Raw genomic sequence first — 19170 nt, 5'->3', positions numbered from 1 at the left:
CTCGACGGTCCTGCGGGCCCCAGCGACCCGGCCTCGGATCGTACGCGCCGTGCGGCCCGGACAGCTCGAAGGCCGGGCATCTCCCCAGATGCCCGGCCGTTCGTGCCGTCCGCCGCACCCCCGTCCCCACGGGGTTTTCGCCGGATTCCCCGTCCCGGGCCGCTCTCCCGGGTCTGGAGTGCCGCTCAGCGCCCCAGCATTCCGGCCACGGACGACGCCTGTGTGATGACGGCTTCCCAGCCGCCGAAGACCACGGCGAGGAGGATCGCCAGCGGCAGCGCCATGGCCACCGCGACGAGGGGATGCCGGGTACCCGAGGACTGGTGACCGCCGAGCGCCGAGGCGAACCGCCGCCCGTGCGCCCGAAGGGCCGTCCGTTCTGAGTTCCGATCCATCGTCCCGCTCCCGTCGTGGCTGCGGCGGCGGGCGTCTGACCTCGGGGGACGAGTGCTGCGCCCGCCGCTTGAGAACAACCCTAGGGAAGCGGCGGGCATCGGGCGTCATGCCGTCGTACCCATTGGTCGGCCTCCAGGAGGATGACGGCACCGCCCCCCATGTACTCCCCTGGGTGGAGACCGGACCCCCCAGACCTGGGGACATCCCCGAGGGAATCGCCCGCGCGGTCGCTGCACAGCCCCCAGGGGTGATCTCGACGTGACCTCCCTCACGTCGCGCGCTCCCCCGCGCGGCGCGTCCCCCTCGCCGCGGTGTGCCCCTCCGGCCGCCGATTCCGGCACCCCGGAGGCATCCCCGGCAACTACGGGCACCCCGCCTGAATCCCCTTTCATCCCGTCAATCCCCCTTCTGTGGGGGATCATTGGGATCCCGTACGGGAAGTCGGTCCGTAGCGCGGCGGATTCCCCGCCGGGCACCGGGCCCCGCACCCGGCACCGGCAATCCGGTTGCCGACGCATGCGCGGCCTCTGCGCACACCGAGCCGTCAATCCGTAAGCTGTGCCACGTCAGACGGTTGGCAGCGGAGGGGGCCTCCCCACCGCAGGTAGGGGACGGACATGGCGATGATGCGGCTCCGGCGCGAGGACCCGCGTGTCGTCGGGACGTTCCGGCTGCACCGCCGGCTCGGCGCGGGCGGGATGGGCGTGGTCTATCTGGGCTCGGACAAGCGCGGGCAGCGGGTGGCGCTCAAGGTGATCAGGCCGGATCTGGCGGAGGATCAGGAGTTCCGCTCGCGGTTCGCCCGTGAGGTCTCCGCCGCCCGACGGATCCGCGGCGGCTGTACGGCCCGGCTGGTGGCGGCCGACCTGGACGCGGACCGCCCCTGGTTCGCCACCCAGTACGTCCCCGGACCCTCGCTGCACGACAAGGTCAACGAGGAGGGGCCGCTCTCCCCGGCGCAGGTCGCCGCCATCGGGGCGGCGCTGTCCGAGGGCCTGCTGGCCGTCCATGACGCCGGTGTGGTGCACCGCGACCTCAAACCGTCCAACATCCTGCTGTCCCCCAAGGGGCCGCGGATCATCGACTTCGGTATCGCCTGGGCCACCGGCGCCAGCACGCTGACACACGTCGGCACCGCGGTCGGCTCGCCCGGCTTCCTGGCGCCCGAGCAAGTGCGCGGCGCCGCGGTGACACCAGCCACCGACATCTTCGCGCTGGGCGCCACCCTCGCGTACGCCTGCACCGCGGACTCCCCCTTCGGACAGGGAAGTTCGGAGGTCATGCTCTACCGGGTGGTCCACGAGGAGGCGCAACTCGCCGGGGTGCCGGACGCGCTGGCACCACTGCTCGCCTCCTGTCTGGCCAAGGACCCGGCGGACCGTCCCAGCACCCTGTCACTGTCGCTGCGGCTCAAGGAGATCGCGGCCCGGGAGGCGCACGGGCTGTCGGGTGGGCCGCTGGAGAGCGGTGCGGGCGCCGGATCGGACTGGGGACGCGCGGAGCGCCGCCCCTCGGACCGCCCGACCGGCCGGCGGGCCGAGGAGTACGCGCGCCAGCACACCGAGCGGGGGACGGCGGGCAACTCCGCACCGCGCCCGCACCCCTCCCGGCCGCCGGCGCCGCGCGAGGCGGGCGCCCGGCCGGCCGGACCGGCTTCGGGGGCGGGCCGGAACCCGCGGACCGGCGGACGGAACCCCCGGCGGGTCCCGGCGGCGCGGCCGACGGGGCGCAACGGTGCGCGTACCCCGGTGCGCACGGGGTCCGGCGGGCGGCGCCCCGGTCCCGACCGGCGGCTGCTGCGCCAGCGGGTCATCGTGTTCTTCGTGGTGACGCTGCTGGTGGCGCTCGGGATCGCAGCGGCCCAGGGCTGCCAGGGACCGGCGCGCGGACTGGACGGGGAACGGCCGGTTCCGATCACCGCACACCAGGGCGGGGCGGCCCGGGGCGGGTGACGGGGCTAGGTGTGGCGCCCCGTTGACACCGCGTAGAAGGCGACCGCGGCGGCGGCACCCACGTTGAGGGAGTCCACGCCGTGGGCCATCGGGATGCGCACCCACTCGTCGGCGGCCCGCAGGGCGCCGGTCGTCAGCCCGCCGCCCTCGGCGCCCAGCATCAGCGCGACCCGCTCCAGGGAGTGCGGGGCGACCTCGTCGATGCCGGTGGCCTTGTCCGCGGGGGTGAGCGCGAGCAGGGTGAAGCCGGCCTCCCGTACGGCGGACAGGTCGCGGGGCCAGCTCTCCAGGCGGGCGTAGGGCACGGAGAACACCGCCCCCATCGAGACCTTCACCGAGCGGCGGTAGAGCGGATCGGCGCAGTCCGGGGAGAGCAGTACCGCGTCCATGCCGAGTGCCGCGGCGCTGCGGAAGATCGCGCCGATGTTGGTGTGGTCGTTGACGGCCTCCATCACCGCGATGCGGCGGGTGCCGGCGAGGAGTTCGGTGGCCGTCGGCAGCGGCTTGCGCTGCATGGAGGCGAGCGCGCCGCGGTGCACGTGATAGCCCGTCACCCGCTCCGCGAGCTCCGGGGTGACGGCGTACACCGGGGCCGGCACCTCGTCGATGACGTCCCGCATCACATCGACCCACTTGGTCGACAGCAGCATGGAGCGCATCTCGTAGCCGGCGTGCCGGGCGCGCCGGATGACCTTCTCGCCCTCGGCGATGAAGAGGCCCTCGGCGGGCTCGCGCCGGCGCCGCAGCTCGACGTCGGTCAGGCCGGTGTAGTCGGCCAGCCGGGGGTCGTCCGGGTCATCGACGGTGATGATTTCTGCCACGGGGAGATAGTGCCTTGTCGGTGTCGAGGTTCCAATGCCGCGTACGGGCGCGGTTACCTGGCGGTAGGGGTGGTGGTGACGCCGACCACCTCGCCGATCACGATGACCGCCGGCGGGCGGACGCCCTCGGCCCGTACGGTCTCGCCCAGCGTCTCCAGGGTGGCGTCGACCCGGCGCTGGGCGGCGGTGGTGCCCTCCTGGATGACCGCGGCCGGGGTGCCGGCGGGGCGGCCGTGCGCCATGAGGGTGGCGGCGATGGCACCGCTGTTCTCCACGCCCATCAGGACGACGAGGGTGCCGCGGAGCTTGGCGAGCGCGGCCCAGTCGACCAGCGAGCGCGCGTCGTCGGGGGCGACATGGCCGCTGACGACGGTGAATTCGTGGGCGACCCCGCGGTGGGTGACCGGGATGCCGGCCGCGCCGGGGACGGAGATGGTGCTGGAGATGCCGGGGACGACGGTGCAGGGGATGCCGGCCTCGGCGAGCGCCTGGGCCTCCTCCATGCCGCGGCCGAAGACGAACGGGTCGCCGCCCTTGAGCCGGACCACGGCCTTGCCGGCCTTGGCGTGCTCGATCAGCGCGTGGTTGATGGCCTCCTGGGCCATGAAGCGCCCGTAGGGGATCTTCGCGGCGTCGATGACCTCGACGTGCGGCGGGAGTTCGGCGAGCAGGTCGCGCGGGCCGAGCCGGTCGGCGATCACCACGTCCGCCTCGGCAAGCAGCCGGCGGCCGCGGACGGTGATCAGGTCGGGGTCGCCGGGGCCGCCGCCGACCAGCGCCACGCCGGGGGTGTGCGGGCGCCGGTGGTGCGGCGCGGCGATGCTGCCGTCCCGGAGGCCCTCGACGATGGCGTCGCGGACGGCGGCGGAGCGGCGCGGGTCGCGGCCGGTGAGCACGGCGACGGTGACGCCCTCGCTGCGGCCGGTGGCCGGGGTCCAGGCGGTGGCGGCCTCGGCGTCGTCGGCGCGGACGCACCACACCCGACGCTCCTCGGCCTCCTCGGAGGCGGCGGCGTTGGCTTCCGGGTCGTCGGTGGAGATCAGCGCGTACCAGGCGTCGGCGAGGTCGCCGGCCCGGTAGCGGCGGCGCTCCCAGCGGATCTCGCCGGCGTCGGCCATCGCCTCGACGGACGGGGTGGCGGACGGGGAGACCAGCAGGACCTCGGCGCCGGCGGCGACCAGTGCGGGGAGCCGACGCTGGGCCACCTGCCCGGCGCCCAGGACGACCACCCGGCGGCCGGACAGCCGCAGTCCGACGGGGTAGGCGGCGTGTTCGGCGGCGTGCTCAGCCATGGCGGTACGGCTCCTTGTACGGGGTGGTGCGAGGTCGACGGCCGGCTCAGTCGCTGCGGCTCTGGAGCGGCTGATGAAGGGTGGTGCCCATGAGGTGCTACGGCCCCGGCCCACAGCCTATGGGGCTGCGGGCCGGGGGTCATAGGGGCGGCCGCTCCCGGCCGCCCCCGTCAGCGGTGCGTCAGCTCTTCTCCGTCACTCCGGCGGAGTCGAAGGTGGCGACCTCGTGCATGGCGCGGGCGGCGCTCTGCACGACGGGCAGCGCGAGCAGGGCGCCGGTGCCCTCGCCGAGGCGGAGGTCGAGGTCGACCAGCGGGCGCAGGCCGAGCTTGTTCAGGGCCGCGACATGGCCGGGTTCGGCGCTGCGGTGGCCGGCGATGCAGGCGGCCAGCGCCTCGGGGGCGATGGCCCGGGCCACCAGGGCGGCGGCGCCGGCGCTGACCCCGTCCAGGATCACCGGCGTACGCAGCGAGGCGCCGCCGAGAATCAGGCCGACCAGTGCGGCGTGCTCCAGGCCGCCGACCGCGGCGAGCACCCCGACCGGGTCGGCCGGGTCGGGCTGGTGGAGTTCGAGCGCGCGGCGGACCACATCGACCTTGCGGGCGTGGGTCTCGTCGTTGATGCCGGTGCCGCGACCGGTGACCTCGGCCGGGTCGACGCCGGTGTAGACGGCGATCAGGGCGGCGGAGGTGGTGGTGTTGGCGATGCCCATCTCACCGGTGAGCAGCACCTTGTTGCCGGCCGCGATCAGGTCGCGGGCGGTCTCGATGCCCACCTCGATCGCCTTGAAGACCTCTTCGTGGGTCATCGCGGGACCGGCAGTGAAGTCGGCGGTGCCGGCGCGGACCTTGCGGGGCAGCAGGCCCGGGGTGGCGGGGAGCTCTCCGGCCACCCCGACGTCGACCACGCAGACTTCGGCGCCCACCTGGTTGGCGAAGGCGTTGCAGACCGCGCCGCCGCCCAGGAAGTTGGCGACCATCTGGCCGGTGACCTCCCGGGGCCAGGGGGTCACGCCCTGGGCGTGCACCCCGTGGTCGCCGGCGAAGATCGCCACCGCGGCCGGCTCCGGGATCGGCGGCGGGCACTTGCGGGACAGCCCGCACAGCTGCGCGGAGATGATCTCCAGCATGCCCAGCGCCCCGGCGGGCTTGGTCATCCGCTTCTGCCGCTCCCAGGCCTCGCCGAGCGCCTTGGCGTCCAGCGGCCGGATGCCCTGCAGGGTCTCCTGGAGCAGATCGTGCGGGCTCTCGCCGGGCAGCGCGCGGCGGCCGTACGTCTCCTCGTGGACCACCCAGGACAGCGGGCGGCGCTTGGACCAGCCGGCCTGCAAGAGCTCGGGCTCCTCCGGGAACTCGTCGACGTAGCCGACGCAGAGGTAGGCGACGACCTCCAGGTGCTCTGGCAGGTCGAGTTCGCGGACCATCTCCCGCTCGTCGAAGAAGCTGACCCAGCCGACGCCCAGGCCCTCGGCGCGGGCGGCGAGCCAGAGGTTCTCCACGGCGAGCGCGGAGGAGTACGGGGCCATCTGCGGCTGGGTGTGCCGGCCGAGGGTGTGCCGGCCGCCGCGGGTGGAGTCGGCGGTGACGACGATGTTCACCGGGGTTTCGAGGATCGCCTCGATCTTCAGCTCGCGGAACTGCTTGGCCCGCGCCTTGGGCAGCGACTTGGCGTACGCCTCGCGCTGCTGCATGGCGAGCTGGTGCATCTTCTCGCGGGTCTCGGCCGAGCGGATGACGACGAAGTCCCAGGGCTGCGAGTGGCCGACGCTGGGGGCGGTGTGGGCCGCCTCCAGGACGCGCAGCAGCACGTCGTTGGGGATCGGGTCGCTGCGGAAGCCGTTGCGGATGTCGCGGCGCTCGCGCATCACGCGGTGCACGGCCGCGCGCTCGGAGTCGTCGTACCCGGCGGCCGGGACGGAGTCGGGGTCGCCGGGGGCGTCCTGACCGGCCTCGGGGCCCTCGGTGGCCTCGGTGGCCTCGGCAGGACCGTCGATCGCGGCGGCCTGCGGCGGTGCGCCGTCCTGGGCTTCCCGCGCGTCCTGGCCGTCCTGGGCGTCGTCCTCGCCGAGTTGGACGAGCTCGCTGGCGTCCAGCTGCTGGGGGCCGTGGGCGTCGGGGCCGCTGTCGGGGGTCTGCTCGGCGGGCGCGGGCAGGTCGTCGGCGGCCGCGGGGGCGGCAGCGGCGGTGTCCTGGGCGGCGGCGGCCGCGGTGGCCTGCGCCTCGGCCTGCTCGCCGTCGGCCTGGGCCGGGATGTGAACGGTGACGGGCTGCACGGTGTCGGCCGCCTCCGCGGGGTCGGCCACGGCGGACTCGGGGGCCGCGGTGTCGGCAGGGCTGTCGACCGGGGTGTCCGCGGCCGGCGCGGCGTCGGCGGGGGTGTCGGCCTCGGCGGGGGTGTCCTGGCCGACCGGCTGCTGCTCGTCCGGGGCGTCCGCGGCCTGCGGCGCGGGCTCCGGTACGGGCGCCTCGGCGGTCTGCTGCCCGGCGGCGTCCGCGGCGGCGGGCTGCAACTGCCCGTCGGCCGGCTGCTGCGCCTCGGGCGGCTCTATGACCGTCTGCTCGGCGGGCGCGGAGTCCTCCGGTACGGGCGGGGCGGCGGGGTCCTGGGCAGCGGGCGAGTCCGCGGGAGCCATGCCGTCCACGGGGGCGGCGCCGTCCACAGGGGCGGGCTCGGTGGCAGGGGTGGCCTCCACCGGGGCCGCGACCGCCTCGTCGGCCGGCGCCGTGGGCTCCGCCGGAGCGTCGTTGTCCGGGGTCGCGACGGCCGCGGCATCGGCGGCCGGGGCATCGGCGGCCGGGGCGACGGGCTGGGCGCTCTCGGCGCCGGCGTCCGACTGCTCCGGGGCGGACGCCGTGTTCGGTGCGACCGGTTCGGCCGGTTCGGCGGCGGGCTGCACGGGCGCGTCCGATGCGGGTGCATCCGGTGCGGGTGCACCCGGTGCGGGCGCGTCCTGCGCCGGTACCTCCGCAGCGGCGTCCTGGGTGTCCGCCGGCGCCTGGGCGACGGGCTGCGGACCGTCGGCCGGGGCCGGTTCCGCAGCGGCGCTCGGCTCGGCGGCGTCCTGGACAGCGGTGTCCGGGGCGGCCGTGTCCGGGGCAGTGGTGTCCGGGGCGGCGGCCTCCGGGGTGGGGGCAGCGGCGGGCTCGTCGGCCGGCGCCGGCACGGTGGCGTCCTGGGGGGCGGTCTCCGCGGCCGGGACCTGCGGCGGCATCGGGGCCGGGTCTGGGGCACCCGGAACGGCCACGGCCTCGGCGCCGGCGTCCACCACCGCGGCGTCAGCGACCGGGTGCGCGACGGCCGGGGCGGTGCCCTCCGCCGGCAGCGGCATCGCCTGCGGCTGCTCCGTCGGCTGCCCGGCCGCCGGTGCGGTGTCCTGCGGGGCGGGCTGGGCGGCCTCGGCGGGTACGGGCTCCTCGACCGGCGCGGCCGCTTCCGGAGCGGGGGCCGGGGCGGCCTGGACCGGCGCCTCGCCCCACGACGGCGTCTGCGACGGGATCTCGCCGAGCTGCGGGCCGGGCAACGGGCCCTGGCCGGCGGCCCCGTAGGTCTGCTCGGCCGACAGCTGGCCGGCGTAGGCGGGGTCGACGTACGGCTGGGCGCCCTGCGGCACCGCCGCGACGGGCTGCTGGGGTGCGGCGGGCTGCTCGGTGCCCGGCAAGCCCGCGGCGGGCTGCGCTGCGGCCGGCGTGCCGGGGGCCACGGCCTCCGGGCCCTGGGGAGCCTCGGCCGGGGCGTCGAAGTATTCGGGGGCGCCGGCCGGCGCGGGGCCGGCGGCGCGCGAGGGGACCTCCGCGGGACCGCGGTCGGCGAGGGAGCGGACCACACCGCCGGTGGGGTCGGGGACCGGCGGGCCCATGTGCAGCGGGCGGCGGGTGGGCGCGGCGGCGCGGGCACGGTCGGACTGCTGGGGCGCGGCGGGCTGCGGGATGCGGACGGCGCTGAGGTCGACCGAACCGGAGTCCCGGCCGCCGCTCTCATGGTCACCGGCCTGCCCGGGCATCGGCTCGAAACCGCCGGCGGCCTGGGCGGGCGCGTCGTACGGGGCGCCCTGCTGCGGGCCCTGGTGGGTCTCCTGCGGCTGGGGAAGCGGCTGCGCTGCCGGCTGCTCGCTCCAGGCGCCCTGGGCGCCCGGCATCAGCAGCAGGTCGTCGTCCTCGGCGGCGCCGTCCGCCGGGTCGAGGTAGGGGTACTCGCCCGGAGGCGTCGCCGTGCCCGGCAGCTCCGTGGGTCCGGCGTCGGCAGCGGAGGGAGCGGCCGCCGGCTGCGGCTGCCCGGGATGTCCGCCTGCGTTCTCCGGCTGTCCCTCGCCCGGGACCTGGCCGGTGTCGGTCATGCGTACCCCTCGCCCATTGGTAGTGCTCCTTCCAACCGCTCGTGCGACGCGCTCGACCGGGGCGCGCCGACGCCCGATAGCTAGAACGAGCGAGCACGCCGCGCGGCACGTCCGCTCGCCAGAGCTTCATATTCGTCCAAAACCGCGGCATTTTCCGGATATTGGCGTACGAAGCCGAACGCGGAACAGCGGCGCAACGATCCGCCAGCCTACCCCGCGCGGGTTGCCGTGCTGGTCACGGGTGAGGAACGCGATACCCGCTGAGCAAAAACACCACGGACCGCTCGCGTTCGACCCAGACGGAGGTGTCCAGGTCCACGGACTGCAGCAGGGCGCACTCGACGTCGTAGCCGCCGTCCGCCAGTGCACGGCCGAGCGCCTCGGCCTCGTCGCGGGTGGCGGCGTGAGTGACGATCCGTTCGGGGCGGCGGTCCGTGCAGGCGGTGACGACCTCCGCTCCCCCGCCGCCGACCCGCACCACGTCCGGTTCGGGCAGGTCTTCCAGGATCTGCGGTGCCCGCCCGTGCACGGCCTGGAGTTGGACGCCGTACCGGCGGGCGAGGGCGGCGGCGCGCTCGCAGGCGTCCGGGTCGGTGTCGACGGTGATGACCGCGGCGCCGAAGCGGGCGGCCTCCACCGCGGCGGCTCCGCTGCCGGTGCCGATGTCCCACACCAGGTCGCCCACCTGCGGCCCGAGACGGGCGAGTTGGGCGGTGCGCAGCTGGACGGATTCGCCCTCGCCCAGGGCACCGCCGTAGGCGCGCGCCGGAAGTCCCCAGCCGCGCGGCCCCGTCGGGTGGCCGATCTCGCGGCCGGCGATCCAGCCGGTGCCCTGGGCCGCGGCGCCGCCGGGTGAACCGCCCACGACGATGACGACGTTGGGGTCGCGCCATACGTGGTCGGCGGCCTTGTCGGAGGTGAGGACGGTCACCCGTTCCCGTTCGGTGCCCAGGTCCTCGCAGATGACGAAGGTGCGGTGGACACCGTCGAGCAGCAGGGCGAGTTCGGCTGGGCCGGCGCCGGGCGAGGTGAGCACCGCGACCTTGGTGTGCGCCCGGCAGACGTTGACCGCGCGGCGCAGATCGCGGCTGTGCGCGACCACGACCTGGGCGTCGTCCCAGGGCATACCGGCCCGGGCGAAGGCGGCGGCGACGGAGGAGACCGCCGGCACCACCTCGACCTCCAGGCCGTGCTCGGGGGCGCGCAGAGTGCGCACCACGCCGAAGAATCCGGGGTCGCCGTCGGCGAGGACCACGGCGGTGCCGCGGTGCTGGGCGATCCGGCGGGCCGCCAGGGTCACGCTGCCCAGCCGGATCCGTTCCGCGTGCGGCGGGACTTCGGGCAGGGCGAGGTGATGGGCGGCGCCGGCCACCAACGTGGCGGCGCCGAGGGCGGAGCGGGCGGCGTCGGTCAACGGGGAGCCGTCCCATCCGATCACCGTGACCCGGTCGGCCATGCTCGTCAGTCTCCTGGGGCTGCTGTGGGTACGCGGGCAGGGGCGGCGTCCGCGGGGTCGCCGCAGGCGGGTGGTGACGCCGCCGTGGTGCACGGGTCCGCGCTGGTCGCGCGGGTATGCGGCAGGCCGAGAGTACCCCGAGGGGCGCGGACCTGGGCGCGGGCGTGGCTCAGTTCCACTCGGGGTAGCCGAATCCACCCGCGTCGGCCATCCGGCCGGGGACACCGTCGAGGTCCTCGGGCAGCAGGCTCCAGACGATCAGATCGGTGCGGATGTCCGTCCAACCGCCGTCCTCCGTGCGGCTGCGGGCTATCCAGGCGTTGCGCAGCACGCCCTCGCTGATGCAGCCGATCTTCTGGGCGACCTGTTGGGAGGCGGTGTTGTCGGCGGCGATGCGCAGTTCGATGCGCTCGAACTTCTGGTCGTGGAAGACCCACTGCGCAACCGCGAGCGCGGACTCCGAGGCATAGCCCTCACCGCGGGCCCAGGGGGCGGTGACATAGCCGATCTCGGTGCTGCGGATCCGCCAGTCGGTGTGTTCGAGGTGGACGGTGCCCACCAGGCGCTGGGTGAGGAATTCGGTGACGGCCAGGGCGATGCCGCGCCCTTCGGTGCGGACGGCGGCGGCCTTGCCGGTGGCCCAGGCGCGGGCGTGGGCGGTGGTGTAGGGGTGCGGCAGCGCGGTCCAGGCGGTGACCATCTCGTCGGACATCATCTCGGCGAGGGCGGGGATGTCGGCCTCCTCGAAGGGGCGCAGCACCAGCCGGTCCGTGCTGAGGGAGATGTCCGGGAAGGTGGATGTCATACCGCTGCTCCAACGCCGTTGACCTGGTGTTCGGGACGTCGCGGACTGTACTACCGCGAGGTCACGGGCCCTTTTTGACCGTGATGAAGGCACCAGCATGCAGCATCGGCCGGGGGGCGTGCCATGCGCGCGGGCCCCGGCCGCGCGGGGCGCGGGACCGGGGCCCGGGGCGGCCTGCCGGGGACGGCGGGCCGGGGAGGCGTCAGCTCTTGGCGGGGCCGAAGGCCGGGATGACCGAGCCGTCCTTGTACTTGTCCTCGATGAACTTCTTGACCTCGGGGGAGTTCAGGAGCTTGGCGAGCTTCTTGATCCGCGGGTCGTTCTCGTGGCCCTTCTTGACGGCCAGGAAGTTGGCGTAGGGGTTGTCCTTGGCGCTCTCCAGGGCCAGGGCGTCCTTGGAGGGCTTGAGGTGGGCACCGATGGCGAAGTTGCCGTTGATGATCGCGGCGTCGACGTCGTCGATGCGGGGGGCGGTCTGGGCGGCCTCCAGCTCGGTGATCTTGATGCCCTTGTCGTCCTTGACGTCGGTCAGCTTGGCGTCGGAGCCGACGCCGGGCTTGAGGGTGATCACGCCGTTGTCGGCGAGCAGCTTGAGCGCCCGGCCCTCGTTGGAGGGGTCGTTGGGCACCGAGATGGTGCTGCCGGCCTTGAGCTCGGAGAGCTTGGTGTGCTTCTTGGAGTACAGGCCCAGCGGCTCGATGAGAACGTTCTGGACGGGCACGATGTGCGTGCCGTTCTCCTTGTTGAAGGTGTCCAGGAACGGCTTGTGCTGGAAGAAGTTGGCGTCGACCTGGCCGTCGTCGGTGACCTTGTTGGGGATCTTGTAGTCGTTGAACGGCTTGACGACCAGCTTCAGGCCCGCCTTGTCCGCCAGCTCGTTCTTGACGAAGTCGAGGATCGCGCCGTGCGGGGTGGGGCTCGCGGCGACGACGAGGGGGGCGTTCTTGTCGCCCTTGTCGCTGCTGGCGGTGGTGTCGGAGGGGGCCGAGCAGGCGCTCGCGCCGAGGGCCACGGCGGAGGCGGCGGCGACGGCCACGGTGATCTTGATGGTGTTACGCACGAAGAGTGCCTCTTTCCTGTGCACACGCGGGGGTTCACGTGTGGTGTCCGCCCGGCAAAGGGTCCGGGCTCGTGGGTGGAGCGGGTGACGCGGGTTGGCTCGGGGGTCAGGCCGCCTCGGTGACGGCGGCCGGCTCCTCACTGGCGCGGCGCAGGCCGATCCGTACGGAGGAGGAGGGACGGGTGCCGCGGCGGGCGAGCCGGCGGACGACCAGGTCTCCCAGCAGCTGGACGAGGGTGACCAGGACGATCAGTTCCACCACCGTGGCGATCATCAAGGGGGTCTCGTACTGCTGGTAGCCGTAGGTGTAGGCGAGGTTGCCCAGGCCGCCGCCGCCGACCGCACCGGCGATCGCGGAGTAGCCGACCAGGGTGATCACGGTGGTGGTGACCGCGGCGATCAGCGCGGGCAGCGCCTGCGGCAGCAGCACCTTGAAGACGATGGTCCAGGTGCCGCCGCCCATCGCCTGGGCGGCCTCGACCAGGCCGTGGTCGACCTCGCGCAGTGCGGCCTCCACCAGGCGGGCGAAGAACGGGATGGCGGCGATCGCGAGCGGGACGACCGCGCCGGTCGGGCCGATGGAGACGCCGACGACGAGGCGGGTGAAGGGGATCAGCACCACGATCAGGATCAGGAACGGGAAGGACCGTCCCACGTTCACGACCGCGCCGAGGACCTTGTTCACCACGACGTTCTGCAGGAGGGCGCCGCGGTCGGTCAGATGCAGCAGCACCCCGACCGGGATGCCGATGAGCACCGCGTAGAACGTCGACCACCACACCATGAAGAGGGTGTCGAGGGTGTTGTCGTACAGCAGCGGCTGCATCTCGTTCCAGCTCACTTGGCAGCTTCCTTCTGCAGCGGGGCGGCGGCGGGCGCCGGGATCGCGGGGACGGTTCGGGGGGCGGCGGCGGCCGGTTCCACGGCGTCGGTCCCGTCGGCCACGTCGACCTGCAGGCCCTGCTCGCGCAGGAAGCCGATGGGTACGACGTTCTCCTCGAAACGGCCGGGCAGCTCGATGCGCATCCGGCCGATCTGCTTGCCGCCGACGGTGTCCATCGCGGCACCGAGGATCGATATGTCGACGTTGTAGGTACGCGCCAGCTCGGAGATGACCGGGCGGGTGGCGGCCGCACCGTGGAAGGTGACGTCGACCACCGTGCGGTCGTCGGCCGAGGCCTCACCGCCGACCGGGAACAGCTCCCGGGCCAGCTCGGAGCCGGGGGTCGCCAGCAGTTCGGCGACGGTGCCCTGCTCGACCACCCGGCCGTTCTTCATCAGCGCGGCCGAGTCGCAGATCGTCTTGACCACGTCCATCTCGTGGGTGATGAGCACGATGGTCAGGCCGAGCTGGCGGTTGAGGTCGCGCAGCAGGGTGAGGATGGAGCGGGTGGTCTCCGGGTCCAGGGCGCTGGTGGCCTCGTCGGAGAGCAGCACCTTGGGGTCGCCGGCCAGGGCGCGGGCGATGCCGACGCGCTGCTTCTGGCCACCGGAGAGCTGGGCGGGGTAGGCCTTGGCCTTGTCGGCCAGGCCGACCAGGTCCAGCAGCTCCAGGGCCTTGCGGGCGCGCTCGCGGCGGTCGACCTTGAGGATCTCCAGCGGCAGTTCGACGTTGTCCTGGACGGTGCGCGAGGACAGCAGGTTGAAGTGCTGGAAGACCATGCCGATGTGGCTGCGGGCGGCGCGCAGGCCGGCATTGGCGCGCCGGCTCCGCCCAGCGAGGGCGGTGAGGTCCTGGCCGGCGACGGTGATCGTGCCGGAGGTGGGGCGCTCCAGGAGGTTGAGGCAGCGGATGAGGGTGGACTTGCCGGCGCCGCTCTGGCCGAGCACGCCGTACACCTCGCCCTCGCGGACGTGCAGATCGACGCCGTCCAGGGCGGTGACGTCGCGGTCTCCTGAGCGGTAGACCTTGGTCAGGCCCGTTGTGGTGATCACAGGGAATTCCGTCACTGTCGAGTGCTCGGCGGCTCGCCCGCCGGGGCACGGGGCATTCTTGCGAAGGCGGCAGAGGGGGACGCGGAGCGGCGGTGGGCGCGGGGCCCGGCTCCGGGGTGCGGTGACGCGGGGCGGCCGGTGGCGTCGGGGGGGCGACGTACGGCGCATGGCAGCGGGTCTCGCTTCGGGGCGCGAGGCTCAGGCGGGGGCCCTCAGCGGTCACACATTCGACACATGCAACGAGCACCGGGCGTGGCGGTCGCCTCGGTCGCAGGGGTGCGGTAGCTCGTCGTGGTCATGGGCGCCAGTAAACCAGACAGCTGTGCGGGCCGATCCAACCTGTCCGGATGCCGGAACGGCCCGACCGACCCGTGGACGGCGGCTCAGTCGGCCAGGGTGATCTCCAGCCCGCCGTCCGTGGCCTGCACGGACACCGCCGACAGGTCGGTGACCACGGCGTCGGCGGTCAGCTCGTCGGGGCGGTGGGTTGTGGTCAACGCCACGGTCACCATCCCCGCCGCCCGGCCCGCCGCCAGCCCGACCGGTGCGTCCTCGACGACCACACAGCGTGCGGGGTCCACCCCCAACCGTGCGGCGGCCAGCAGGAACGGCTCCGGGTCCGGCTTGCCGCGGCTGATGTCGTCGGCGGATATCAGGGTCTTGGCAAGGATGCCGGCGCCCTCCAGCCGGGCCTCGGCCAGCCGGCGGGTGGCGGAGGTGACCACGGCCCACCGCTCGACGGGCAGCTGCTCCAGCAGCGCGTGGGTACCCGGCAGCGGCACCACTCCCCCGGCGTCCTCGATCTCCAGGCGCTCGATGCGGGCCAGCGCCTCGGGCACCCGGGCGGCGGGCAGGAGGTCGGCGACGATGTCGGCCGCCGGTCGGCCGTGCAGCGCGATCCGGGCGAAGTCCGCCGCGGTGATGCCGTACTCACCGGCCCATCGGGTCCAGCAGCGGGTGACCGACTCCATCGAGGAGATCAGTGTGCCGTCGTTGTCGAAAAGGAGCGCATCGGCGGTGATCTTCATGCTTCACGACCCTACGTGCCGTGGTGGGGCCGGACGCGGCCGGCCGCCCGTCGCCGATTAGCATCGGCCCATGCCCCTCAACCCCACGGCGCGCTGCCGGATCGCCCGGAGGCCCCGGTGATCGACGCGCTGACGATCGCGGTCACGGCGACCGCGCTGGCCCTGGCCGCCTGGTGCGGCTTCGCCGCCTTCCGCGACCAGCCCACCAAGGACTGGCACTTCATCGGCATGGCCGTGGTGTCGCTGCTCGGCGTCGTCCAACTGGTCGTCGCGATCGTGCAGTTGTCGCGCGGGCAGTCGCCGGACAAGGGGACCGCGCTGTTCCTGGCGTATCTGCTGGGGGCTGCGGCCTGTGTGCCGGCGACCGGCTTCATGTCGCTCTCGGAGCGCACCCGCTGGGGTTCGGCCACCGTTGCCGCGGGCGCCGTGGTGCTGGCCGTGTTGGAAGTACGGCTGTTCGACATTTGGGGAGGCGGCAGTGCCTGAGACCACGACCACCGCGGCGGACGGTACGGCGCGTGCCACCCCGGCGAGGCGTTCGCTGGGCACCGGCCCGGGGCGCCTGCTGGTCACCCTCTACGGCGTCTTCACCGTCGCCGCCGCATCCCGTTCGCTCTTCCAGGTGATCGCCCAGTTCGACCGGGCCCCGCTGGCGTACTCGCTCTCGGCGGTCTCCGCGGTCGTCTACGGGTTCATCACCTTCTCGCTGGTCCGCGGCGGGGAGGGGGCCCGCAGGATCGCGCTGGTCTGCTGTGTGCTGGAGCTGGTCGGGGTGCTGGGCATCGGCACCTGGACGCTGCTGGACCCGGCCGCGTTCCCCGACGCCACCGTCTGGTCGTACTACGGCAGGGACTACCTGTTGATCCCGGTCGTGCTGCCCGTCACCGGACTGCTCTGGCTGCGCCGGGCGCGGACGGCCTGACACCCCTGACACCCGGCGGCGGACGCCTCCGGCAGGGGCAGGCACCGCGCCGGGCACGCACCGCGCCGGACGCTCCGGACGCTCCGACGACACGGCGACACGGCGACACGGCGACACGGCGACAGCATGCGGTACGGGCCCGCCCCACACGCGGGCCCGTTCCCCCTGCTAGGCCCGGGCCACGAACTCCTCGGCGGCGGCCTCCCGCTGGATCTCCTTCTCCAGGGTCACCACGCTCAGCCGCCGGCTGTGCTGCTCGGTGCCCACGGGGGCGTAGCCGTGGCTGCGGTACAGCCGGAGGCTGCCATCGCTGCGGTGGCCGGTGAACAGGCGGTAGCGCCGGGCCTGCCGCTCGTCCGCCAGCCGCTGCTCGACCGCGGACAGCAGCCGGCCGCCCAGGCCGTGCCGCTGCAGGCGGGGGTGCACGATGAGCTTGGCTATCTCCGCGGTGCCGTCGGCGTCGACCGTGCCACGCACGGACCCCACGACCTCCTCGCCGAGCCGGGCCACCAGCACGCAGCCCGCACTCAGTTCGGCGCGCAGCGCCTCCAGGGTCTGGGTGAGCGGCTCGATGCGGTAGTCGTCGTACAGCGCGGCCTCCGGCTGGTAACAGAGGTACTGCAGTTTGAGGATCTGCTCGGCGTCCTCGTCGGCCGCTGCAGAGATGGTCACGCTCGTGCCCATGCGCGTCTGCCTCCCCTTGTTCGGTGGGTCCGGGCGCGCGAGGGTGCGAGGGGTGTGCGCCCGGACGTGGTGCCCTGACTTCCGGACTCCCCGGAATACGGCGGCGGCAATCTCCGCCGTGAGCATTCTGCGCGGGCAAGGGGGACAAGCGGAACGAACCGGTACCGGGCTCCGCTGTGACATTCCCTACGCGGAGGAGAGCGGGGCCCGGCACCGGTCCGGGGGCGCGGGGCGTCAGCCCTTGCGGAACTCCGCGGCGGCCAGCAGCGCGGTGTCGGGGTTGTCGGAGAACAGCCCGTCGATGCCAGTCCCCAGGTACGCCCGGAAGACGGCCAGGGAGTCGCCGTAGGCGTTCGGGTCGGTGCCGCGGCGGTGGTCGGTGGGCAGGAAGGTGTTCTCGTTGCGGACCGTGTAGGGGTGCAGCACCAGGCCCGCGGCGTGCGCGTCCCGTACGACGGAGGTGGGCGTGCCGAGCTTGCCGTCCTGGTCCCGCGGGATGATCACGGTCAGGTCCGGCCCGATGCCCTCGGCGAAGCCGGCGATCCACGCAAGGCCCCGCGGTGTGACCAGGTCGGCGACCGTGCGGGGGTCACCCGCCTCGACGAAGTCCCAGGGCCGGGAGGTGAGCGTGGACAGCAGCACGACCTTGGGGCAGTCGACCAGCCGGCCCAGCCGCTGGATGCTGCTGGGCTCGAAGGACTGCAGGAAGTTCGGGGAGTTCCTGCGGTGCCGGCCGTGCGCGCGCAGCGCCTTGGCCACCCGCTCCTCCAGGCCGAGGCCCAGCTTGCGGAAGTAGCTGGGGTGCTTGGTCTCGATGTGCAGCCAGACCCGGCGGCCCCGCTTGCGCCCCTCCCGCTCGGCCCACTGCAGCACCTCCTCGAACGTGGGCACCTGCCACCGGCCGTCGTAGAGGGTGTTGTGCTGCCGGGTGCCCGGTATCCGCTCCTTGGCGCGCAGCGTCTTGAGCTCGGCGAGGGTGAAGTCCTCGGTGAACCAGCCGGTGAGCTGCGTCCCGTCGACGGTCTTGGTGGTCTTGCGATCCGCGAACTCGGGGTGCGCGGAGACGTCGGTGGTGGCGGTGATGTCGTTCTCGTGACGGCAGACCAGATGGCCGTCCTTGGTGGGCACGAGGTCCTGCTCGATGACGTCCGCGCCCATGTCGAGGGCCAGTTGGTAGGAGCCGAAGGTGTGCTCGGGGCGGTAGCCACTGGCGCCGCGGTGGCCGATGATCAGCGGGACCGGCAGGTCCCGGGCAGTGCCCTCGCGGGCGGTGTCGTCCCGGCCGGCGGCGCTCGCCCCTCCGGCGCCGCCGAACACCGCCGCGCCCGCGCCGAGGGCCGCGGCCCCCAGCACCGTCCGCCGTCCCGGCTGCTGCCCCTTGTGCATACCCGCTCCTCGTGTCCGGTTCTCGGTGGGGTTCCGGGTGCTTCCGGGTGCTTTCCGGGGTGCGACAAAGCGTGTTGCGCACCGGCCCACGGACCCGGGCCGATCGTAGGCACGGACGGGCCATGCCGGGGAGACGCGCGACAGCATCGGGGGGAACATGGTGGTAACACGCGTCAACGCTGCGTATCGACCTCGTAAACCCGATGTGCGCGCGGGAGTGACCCGCGAGTATCGTCCTGGGCTGCAGAGTTCTGCGCCGTGCTCGACGTTGACCACCCACGACCCGGAGGACCCCTTGTCCCGCATTGTGCTGAAGGCGATTCTCGGATTCGTGATGCGTGTCCTGTACCGCCCGAAGATCGAGGGCCTGGAGCGCATCCCGGAGACCGGGCCGGTGATCCTGGCCGGCAACCACGTCACCTTCATCGACTCGATGTTCCTGAGCCTGGTGGTCAAGCGCCCGGTGTACTTCATCGGCAAGGACGAGTACGTCACTGGCACCGGCCTCAAGGGCCGCCTGATGGCGTGGTTCTTCACCAGCGCCGGCATGATCCCGGTCGACCGGGACGGCGGCCACGGCGGTGTCGCGGCGCTGATGACCGGCCGCCGGGTCCTGGAGGAGGGCAAGGCCTTCGGCATCTACCCCGAGGGCACCCGCTCCCCCGACGGCCGCCTCTACCGCGGCCGTACCGGCATCGCCCGGCTCGCCCTGATGACCGGCGCGCCCGTCGTGCCGTTCGCCATGATCGGCACGGACAAGGTGCAGCCCGGCGGCAAGGGCCTGCCGCGCATCGCGCCGGTGACCGTCCGGTTCGGCGAGGCGCTGGACTTCGCCCGTTACGACGGCATGGACCGCGACCGCTACGTCCTGCGGGCCGTCACCGACGAGGTGATGAGCGACGTGATGGAGCTGTCCGGCCAGGAGTACGTCGACATCTACGCCACCAAGGCCCGGCAGGCCGCCTGACCCGCCCGGTGCACCGCTCGCGCGAAGGGCCCCTAGAAACGGCGGTTTCTAGGGGTCGTCGCAACACGTGGTCGTGTTGATCAGGCCGCGAGCAGTTTATGCAGGCGCTCGGCTGGGGTTTCCCAGCCGAGCG

The 19170-nt window shown here is 73.7% G+C and carries 16 protein-coding genes; 4 read left to right on the top strand and 12 right to left on the bottom strand.

The window, feature by feature from the left end:
* Nucleotides 1-185 precede the first annotated feature (185 nt).
* Nucleotides 186-395 (bottom strand): hypothetical protein, encoded by a 210-nt coding sequence (locus AB0G84_RS34145; RefSeq protein WP_361329859.1) that lies wholly within the window; start codon nucleotides 393-395, stop codon nucleotides 186-188.
* A gap of 618 nt (nucleotides 396-1013) precedes the next feature.
* Between AB0G84_RS34145 and AB0G84_RS34140 the strand changes: the two genes are divergently transcribed.
* A complete protein-coding gene (locus tag AB0G84_RS34140) occupies nucleotides 1014-2348 on the top strand; it encodes a protein kinase (protein WP_361329856.1) in 1335 nt (444 codons plus the stop codon).
* 5 nt (nucleotides 2349-2353) lie between these two features.
* On the opposite strand, the gene AB0G84_RS34135 is transcribed toward AB0G84_RS34140, so the two are convergent.
* The 9 genes from AB0G84_RS34135 to AB0G84_RS34095 form a co-directional block, all read right to left on the bottom strand.
* The gene (locus tag AB0G84_RS34135) at nucleotides 2354-3169 is read right to left on the bottom strand and encodes an RNA methyltransferase (RefSeq protein ID WP_361329853.1); all 816 of its coding nucleotides are present in this window, start codon (nucleotides 3167-3169) and stop codon (nucleotides 2354-2356) included.
* A 53-nt stretch (nucleotides 3170-3222) separates the two neighbouring features.
* Entirely contained in the window at nucleotides 3223-4461 is a 1239-nt protein-coding gene (gene cobA / locus AB0G84_RS34130; RefSeq protein WP_361329850.1) for a uroporphyrinogen-III C-methyltransferase, read from the bottom strand.
* 181 nt (nucleotides 4462-4642) lie between these two features.
* Nucleotides 4643-8794, bottom strand: coding sequence for a nicotinate-nucleotide--dimethylbenzimidazole phosphoribosyltransferase (cobT, locus tag AB0G84_RS34125; protein ID WP_361329847.1), 4152 nt, complete (start codon nucleotides 8792-8794; stop codon nucleotides 4643-4645).
* A 235-nt stretch (nucleotides 8795-9029) separates the two neighbouring features.
* Nucleotides 9030-10250: a precorrin-6y C5,15-methyltransferase (decarboxylating) subunit CbiE gene (gene cbiE, locus AB0G84_RS34120; RefSeq protein ID WP_361329844.1), complete on the bottom strand. Its 1221-nt coding sequence runs from the start codon at nucleotides 10248-10250 to the stop codon at nucleotides 9030-9032.
* A 169-nt stretch (nucleotides 10251-10419) separates the two neighbouring features.
* Entirely contained in the window at nucleotides 10420-11055 is a 636-nt protein-coding gene (locus tag AB0G84_RS34115) for a GNAT family N-acetyltransferase (protein ID WP_361329841.1), read from the bottom strand.
* A 202-nt stretch (nucleotides 11056-11257) separates the two neighbouring features.
* The gene (locus AB0G84_RS34110) at nucleotides 11258-12115 is read right to left on the bottom strand and encodes a MetQ/NlpA family ABC transporter substrate-binding protein (RefSeq protein WP_361329838.1); all 858 of its coding nucleotides are present in this window, start codon (nucleotides 12113-12115) and stop codon (nucleotides 11258-11260) included.
* Nucleotides 12116-12221: 106 nt separating this feature from the next.
* Entirely contained in the window at nucleotides 12222-12956 is a 735-nt protein-coding gene (locus AB0G84_RS34105; protein WP_361329835.1) for a methionine ABC transporter permease, read from the bottom strand.
* On the bottom strand, nucleotides 12953-14050 hold the full coding sequence (locus AB0G84_RS34100) for an ATP-binding cassette domain-containing protein (RefSeq protein WP_361329832.1): 1098 nt from the start codon (nucleotides 14048-14050) through the stop codon (nucleotides 12953-12955). The genes AB0G84_RS34105 and AB0G84_RS34100 overlap by 4 nt, the downstream gene beginning before the upstream one ends.
* Before the next feature lie 383 nt (nucleotides 14051-14433).
* Complete coding sequence (locus tag AB0G84_RS34095) at nucleotides 14434-15078, bottom strand: HAD-IA family hydrolase (protein ID WP_361329829.1); 645 nt, start codon at nucleotides 15076-15078, stop codon at nucleotides 14434-14436.
* A gap of 117 nt (nucleotides 15079-15195) precedes the next feature.
* On the opposite strand from AB0G84_RS34095, the gene AB0G84_RS34090 reads away from it, so the two are divergent.
* Together AB0G84_RS34090 and AB0G84_RS34085 are read left to right on the top strand one after the other, a co-directional pair.
* The gene (locus AB0G84_RS34090) at nucleotides 15196-15564 is read left to right on the top strand and encodes a hypothetical protein (RefSeq protein WP_361329826.1); all 369 of its coding nucleotides are present in this window, start codon (nucleotides 15196-15198) and stop codon (nucleotides 15562-15564) included.
* Nucleotides 15557-16000, top strand: coding sequence for a hypothetical protein (locus AB0G84_RS34085; RefSeq protein ID WP_361329823.1), 444 nt, complete (start codon nucleotides 15557-15559; stop codon nucleotides 15998-16000). The genes AB0G84_RS34090 and AB0G84_RS34085 overlap by 8 nt, the downstream gene beginning before the upstream one ends.
* A gap of 168 nt (nucleotides 16001-16168) precedes the next feature.
* Here the strand turns inward: AB0G84_RS34085 and AB0G84_RS34080 are convergent, their stop codons facing one another.
* Together AB0G84_RS34080 and AB0G84_RS34075 are read right to left on the bottom strand one after the other, a co-directional pair.
* On the bottom strand, nucleotides 16169-16684 hold the full coding sequence (locus AB0G84_RS34080) for a GNAT family N-acetyltransferase (protein ID WP_361329820.1): 516 nt from the start codon (nucleotides 16682-16684) through the stop codon (nucleotides 16169-16171).
* Nucleotides 16685-16918: 234 nt separating this feature from the next.
* Nucleotides 16919-18070 carry a glycerophosphodiester phosphodiesterase gene (locus tag AB0G84_RS34075; protein ID WP_361329817.1) on the bottom strand — a complete coding sequence of 384 codons (1152 nt, stop codon included), beginning with the start codon at nucleotides 18068-18070 and terminating at the stop codon, nucleotides 16919-16921.
* A 295-nt stretch (nucleotides 18071-18365) separates the two neighbouring features.
* Between AB0G84_RS34075 and AB0G84_RS34070 the strand changes: the two genes are divergently transcribed.
* Nucleotides 18366-19037, top strand: coding sequence for a lysophospholipid acyltransferase family protein (locus AB0G84_RS34070; protein ID WP_361329814.1), 672 nt, complete (start codon nucleotides 18366-18368; stop codon nucleotides 19035-19037).
* The last annotated feature ends 133 nt before the right edge of the window (nucleotides 19038-19170 follow it).

It is taken from the genome of Streptomyces sp. NPDC020742 (assembly GCF_040641675.1).
GTDB lineage: Bacteria > Actinomycetota > Actinomycetes > Streptomycetales > Streptomycetaceae > Streptomyces.
This window is presented reverse-complemented; position numbering and strand designations above follow the sequence as displayed.

Excerpts from the sequence above, each read along its gene's own strand:
- AB0G84_RS34080 (WP_361329820.1), bottom strand. The coding sequence starts at position 16,684 with ATGGGCACGAGCGTGACCATCTCTGCAGCGGCCGACGAGGACGCCGAG.
- AB0G84_RS34145 (WP_361329859.1), bottom strand. The coding sequence starts at position 395 with ATGGATCGGAACTCAGAACGGACGGCCCTTCGGGCGCACGGGCGGCGG.
- AB0G84_RS34140 (WP_361329856.1), top strand. The coding sequence starts at position 1,014 with ATGGCGATGATGCGGCTCCGGCGCGAGGACCCGCGTGTCGTCGGGACG.
- AB0G84_RS34075 (WP_361329817.1), bottom strand. The coding sequence starts at position 18,070 with ATGCACAAGGGGCAGCAGCCGGGACGGCGGACGGTGCTGGGGGCCGCG.
- cobT (WP_361329847.1), bottom strand. The coding sequence starts at position 8,794 with ATGACCGACACCGGCCAGGTCCCGGGCGAGGGACAGCCGGAGAACGCA.
- cbiE (WP_361329844.1), bottom strand. The coding sequence starts at position 10,250 with ATGGCCGACCGGGTCACGGTGATCGGATGGGACGGCTCCCCGTTGACC.
- AB0G84_RS34115 (WP_361329841.1), bottom strand. The coding sequence starts at position 11,055 with ATGACATCCACCTTCCCGGACATCTCCCTCAGCACGGACCGGCTGGTG.
- AB0G84_RS34095 (WP_361329829.1), bottom strand. The coding sequence starts at position 15,078 with ATGAAGATCACCGCCGATGCGCTCCTTTTCGACAACGACGGCACACTG.
- cobA (WP_361329850.1), bottom strand. The coding sequence starts at position 4,461 with ATGGCTGAGCACGCCGCCGAACACGCCGCCTACCCCGTCGGACTGCGG.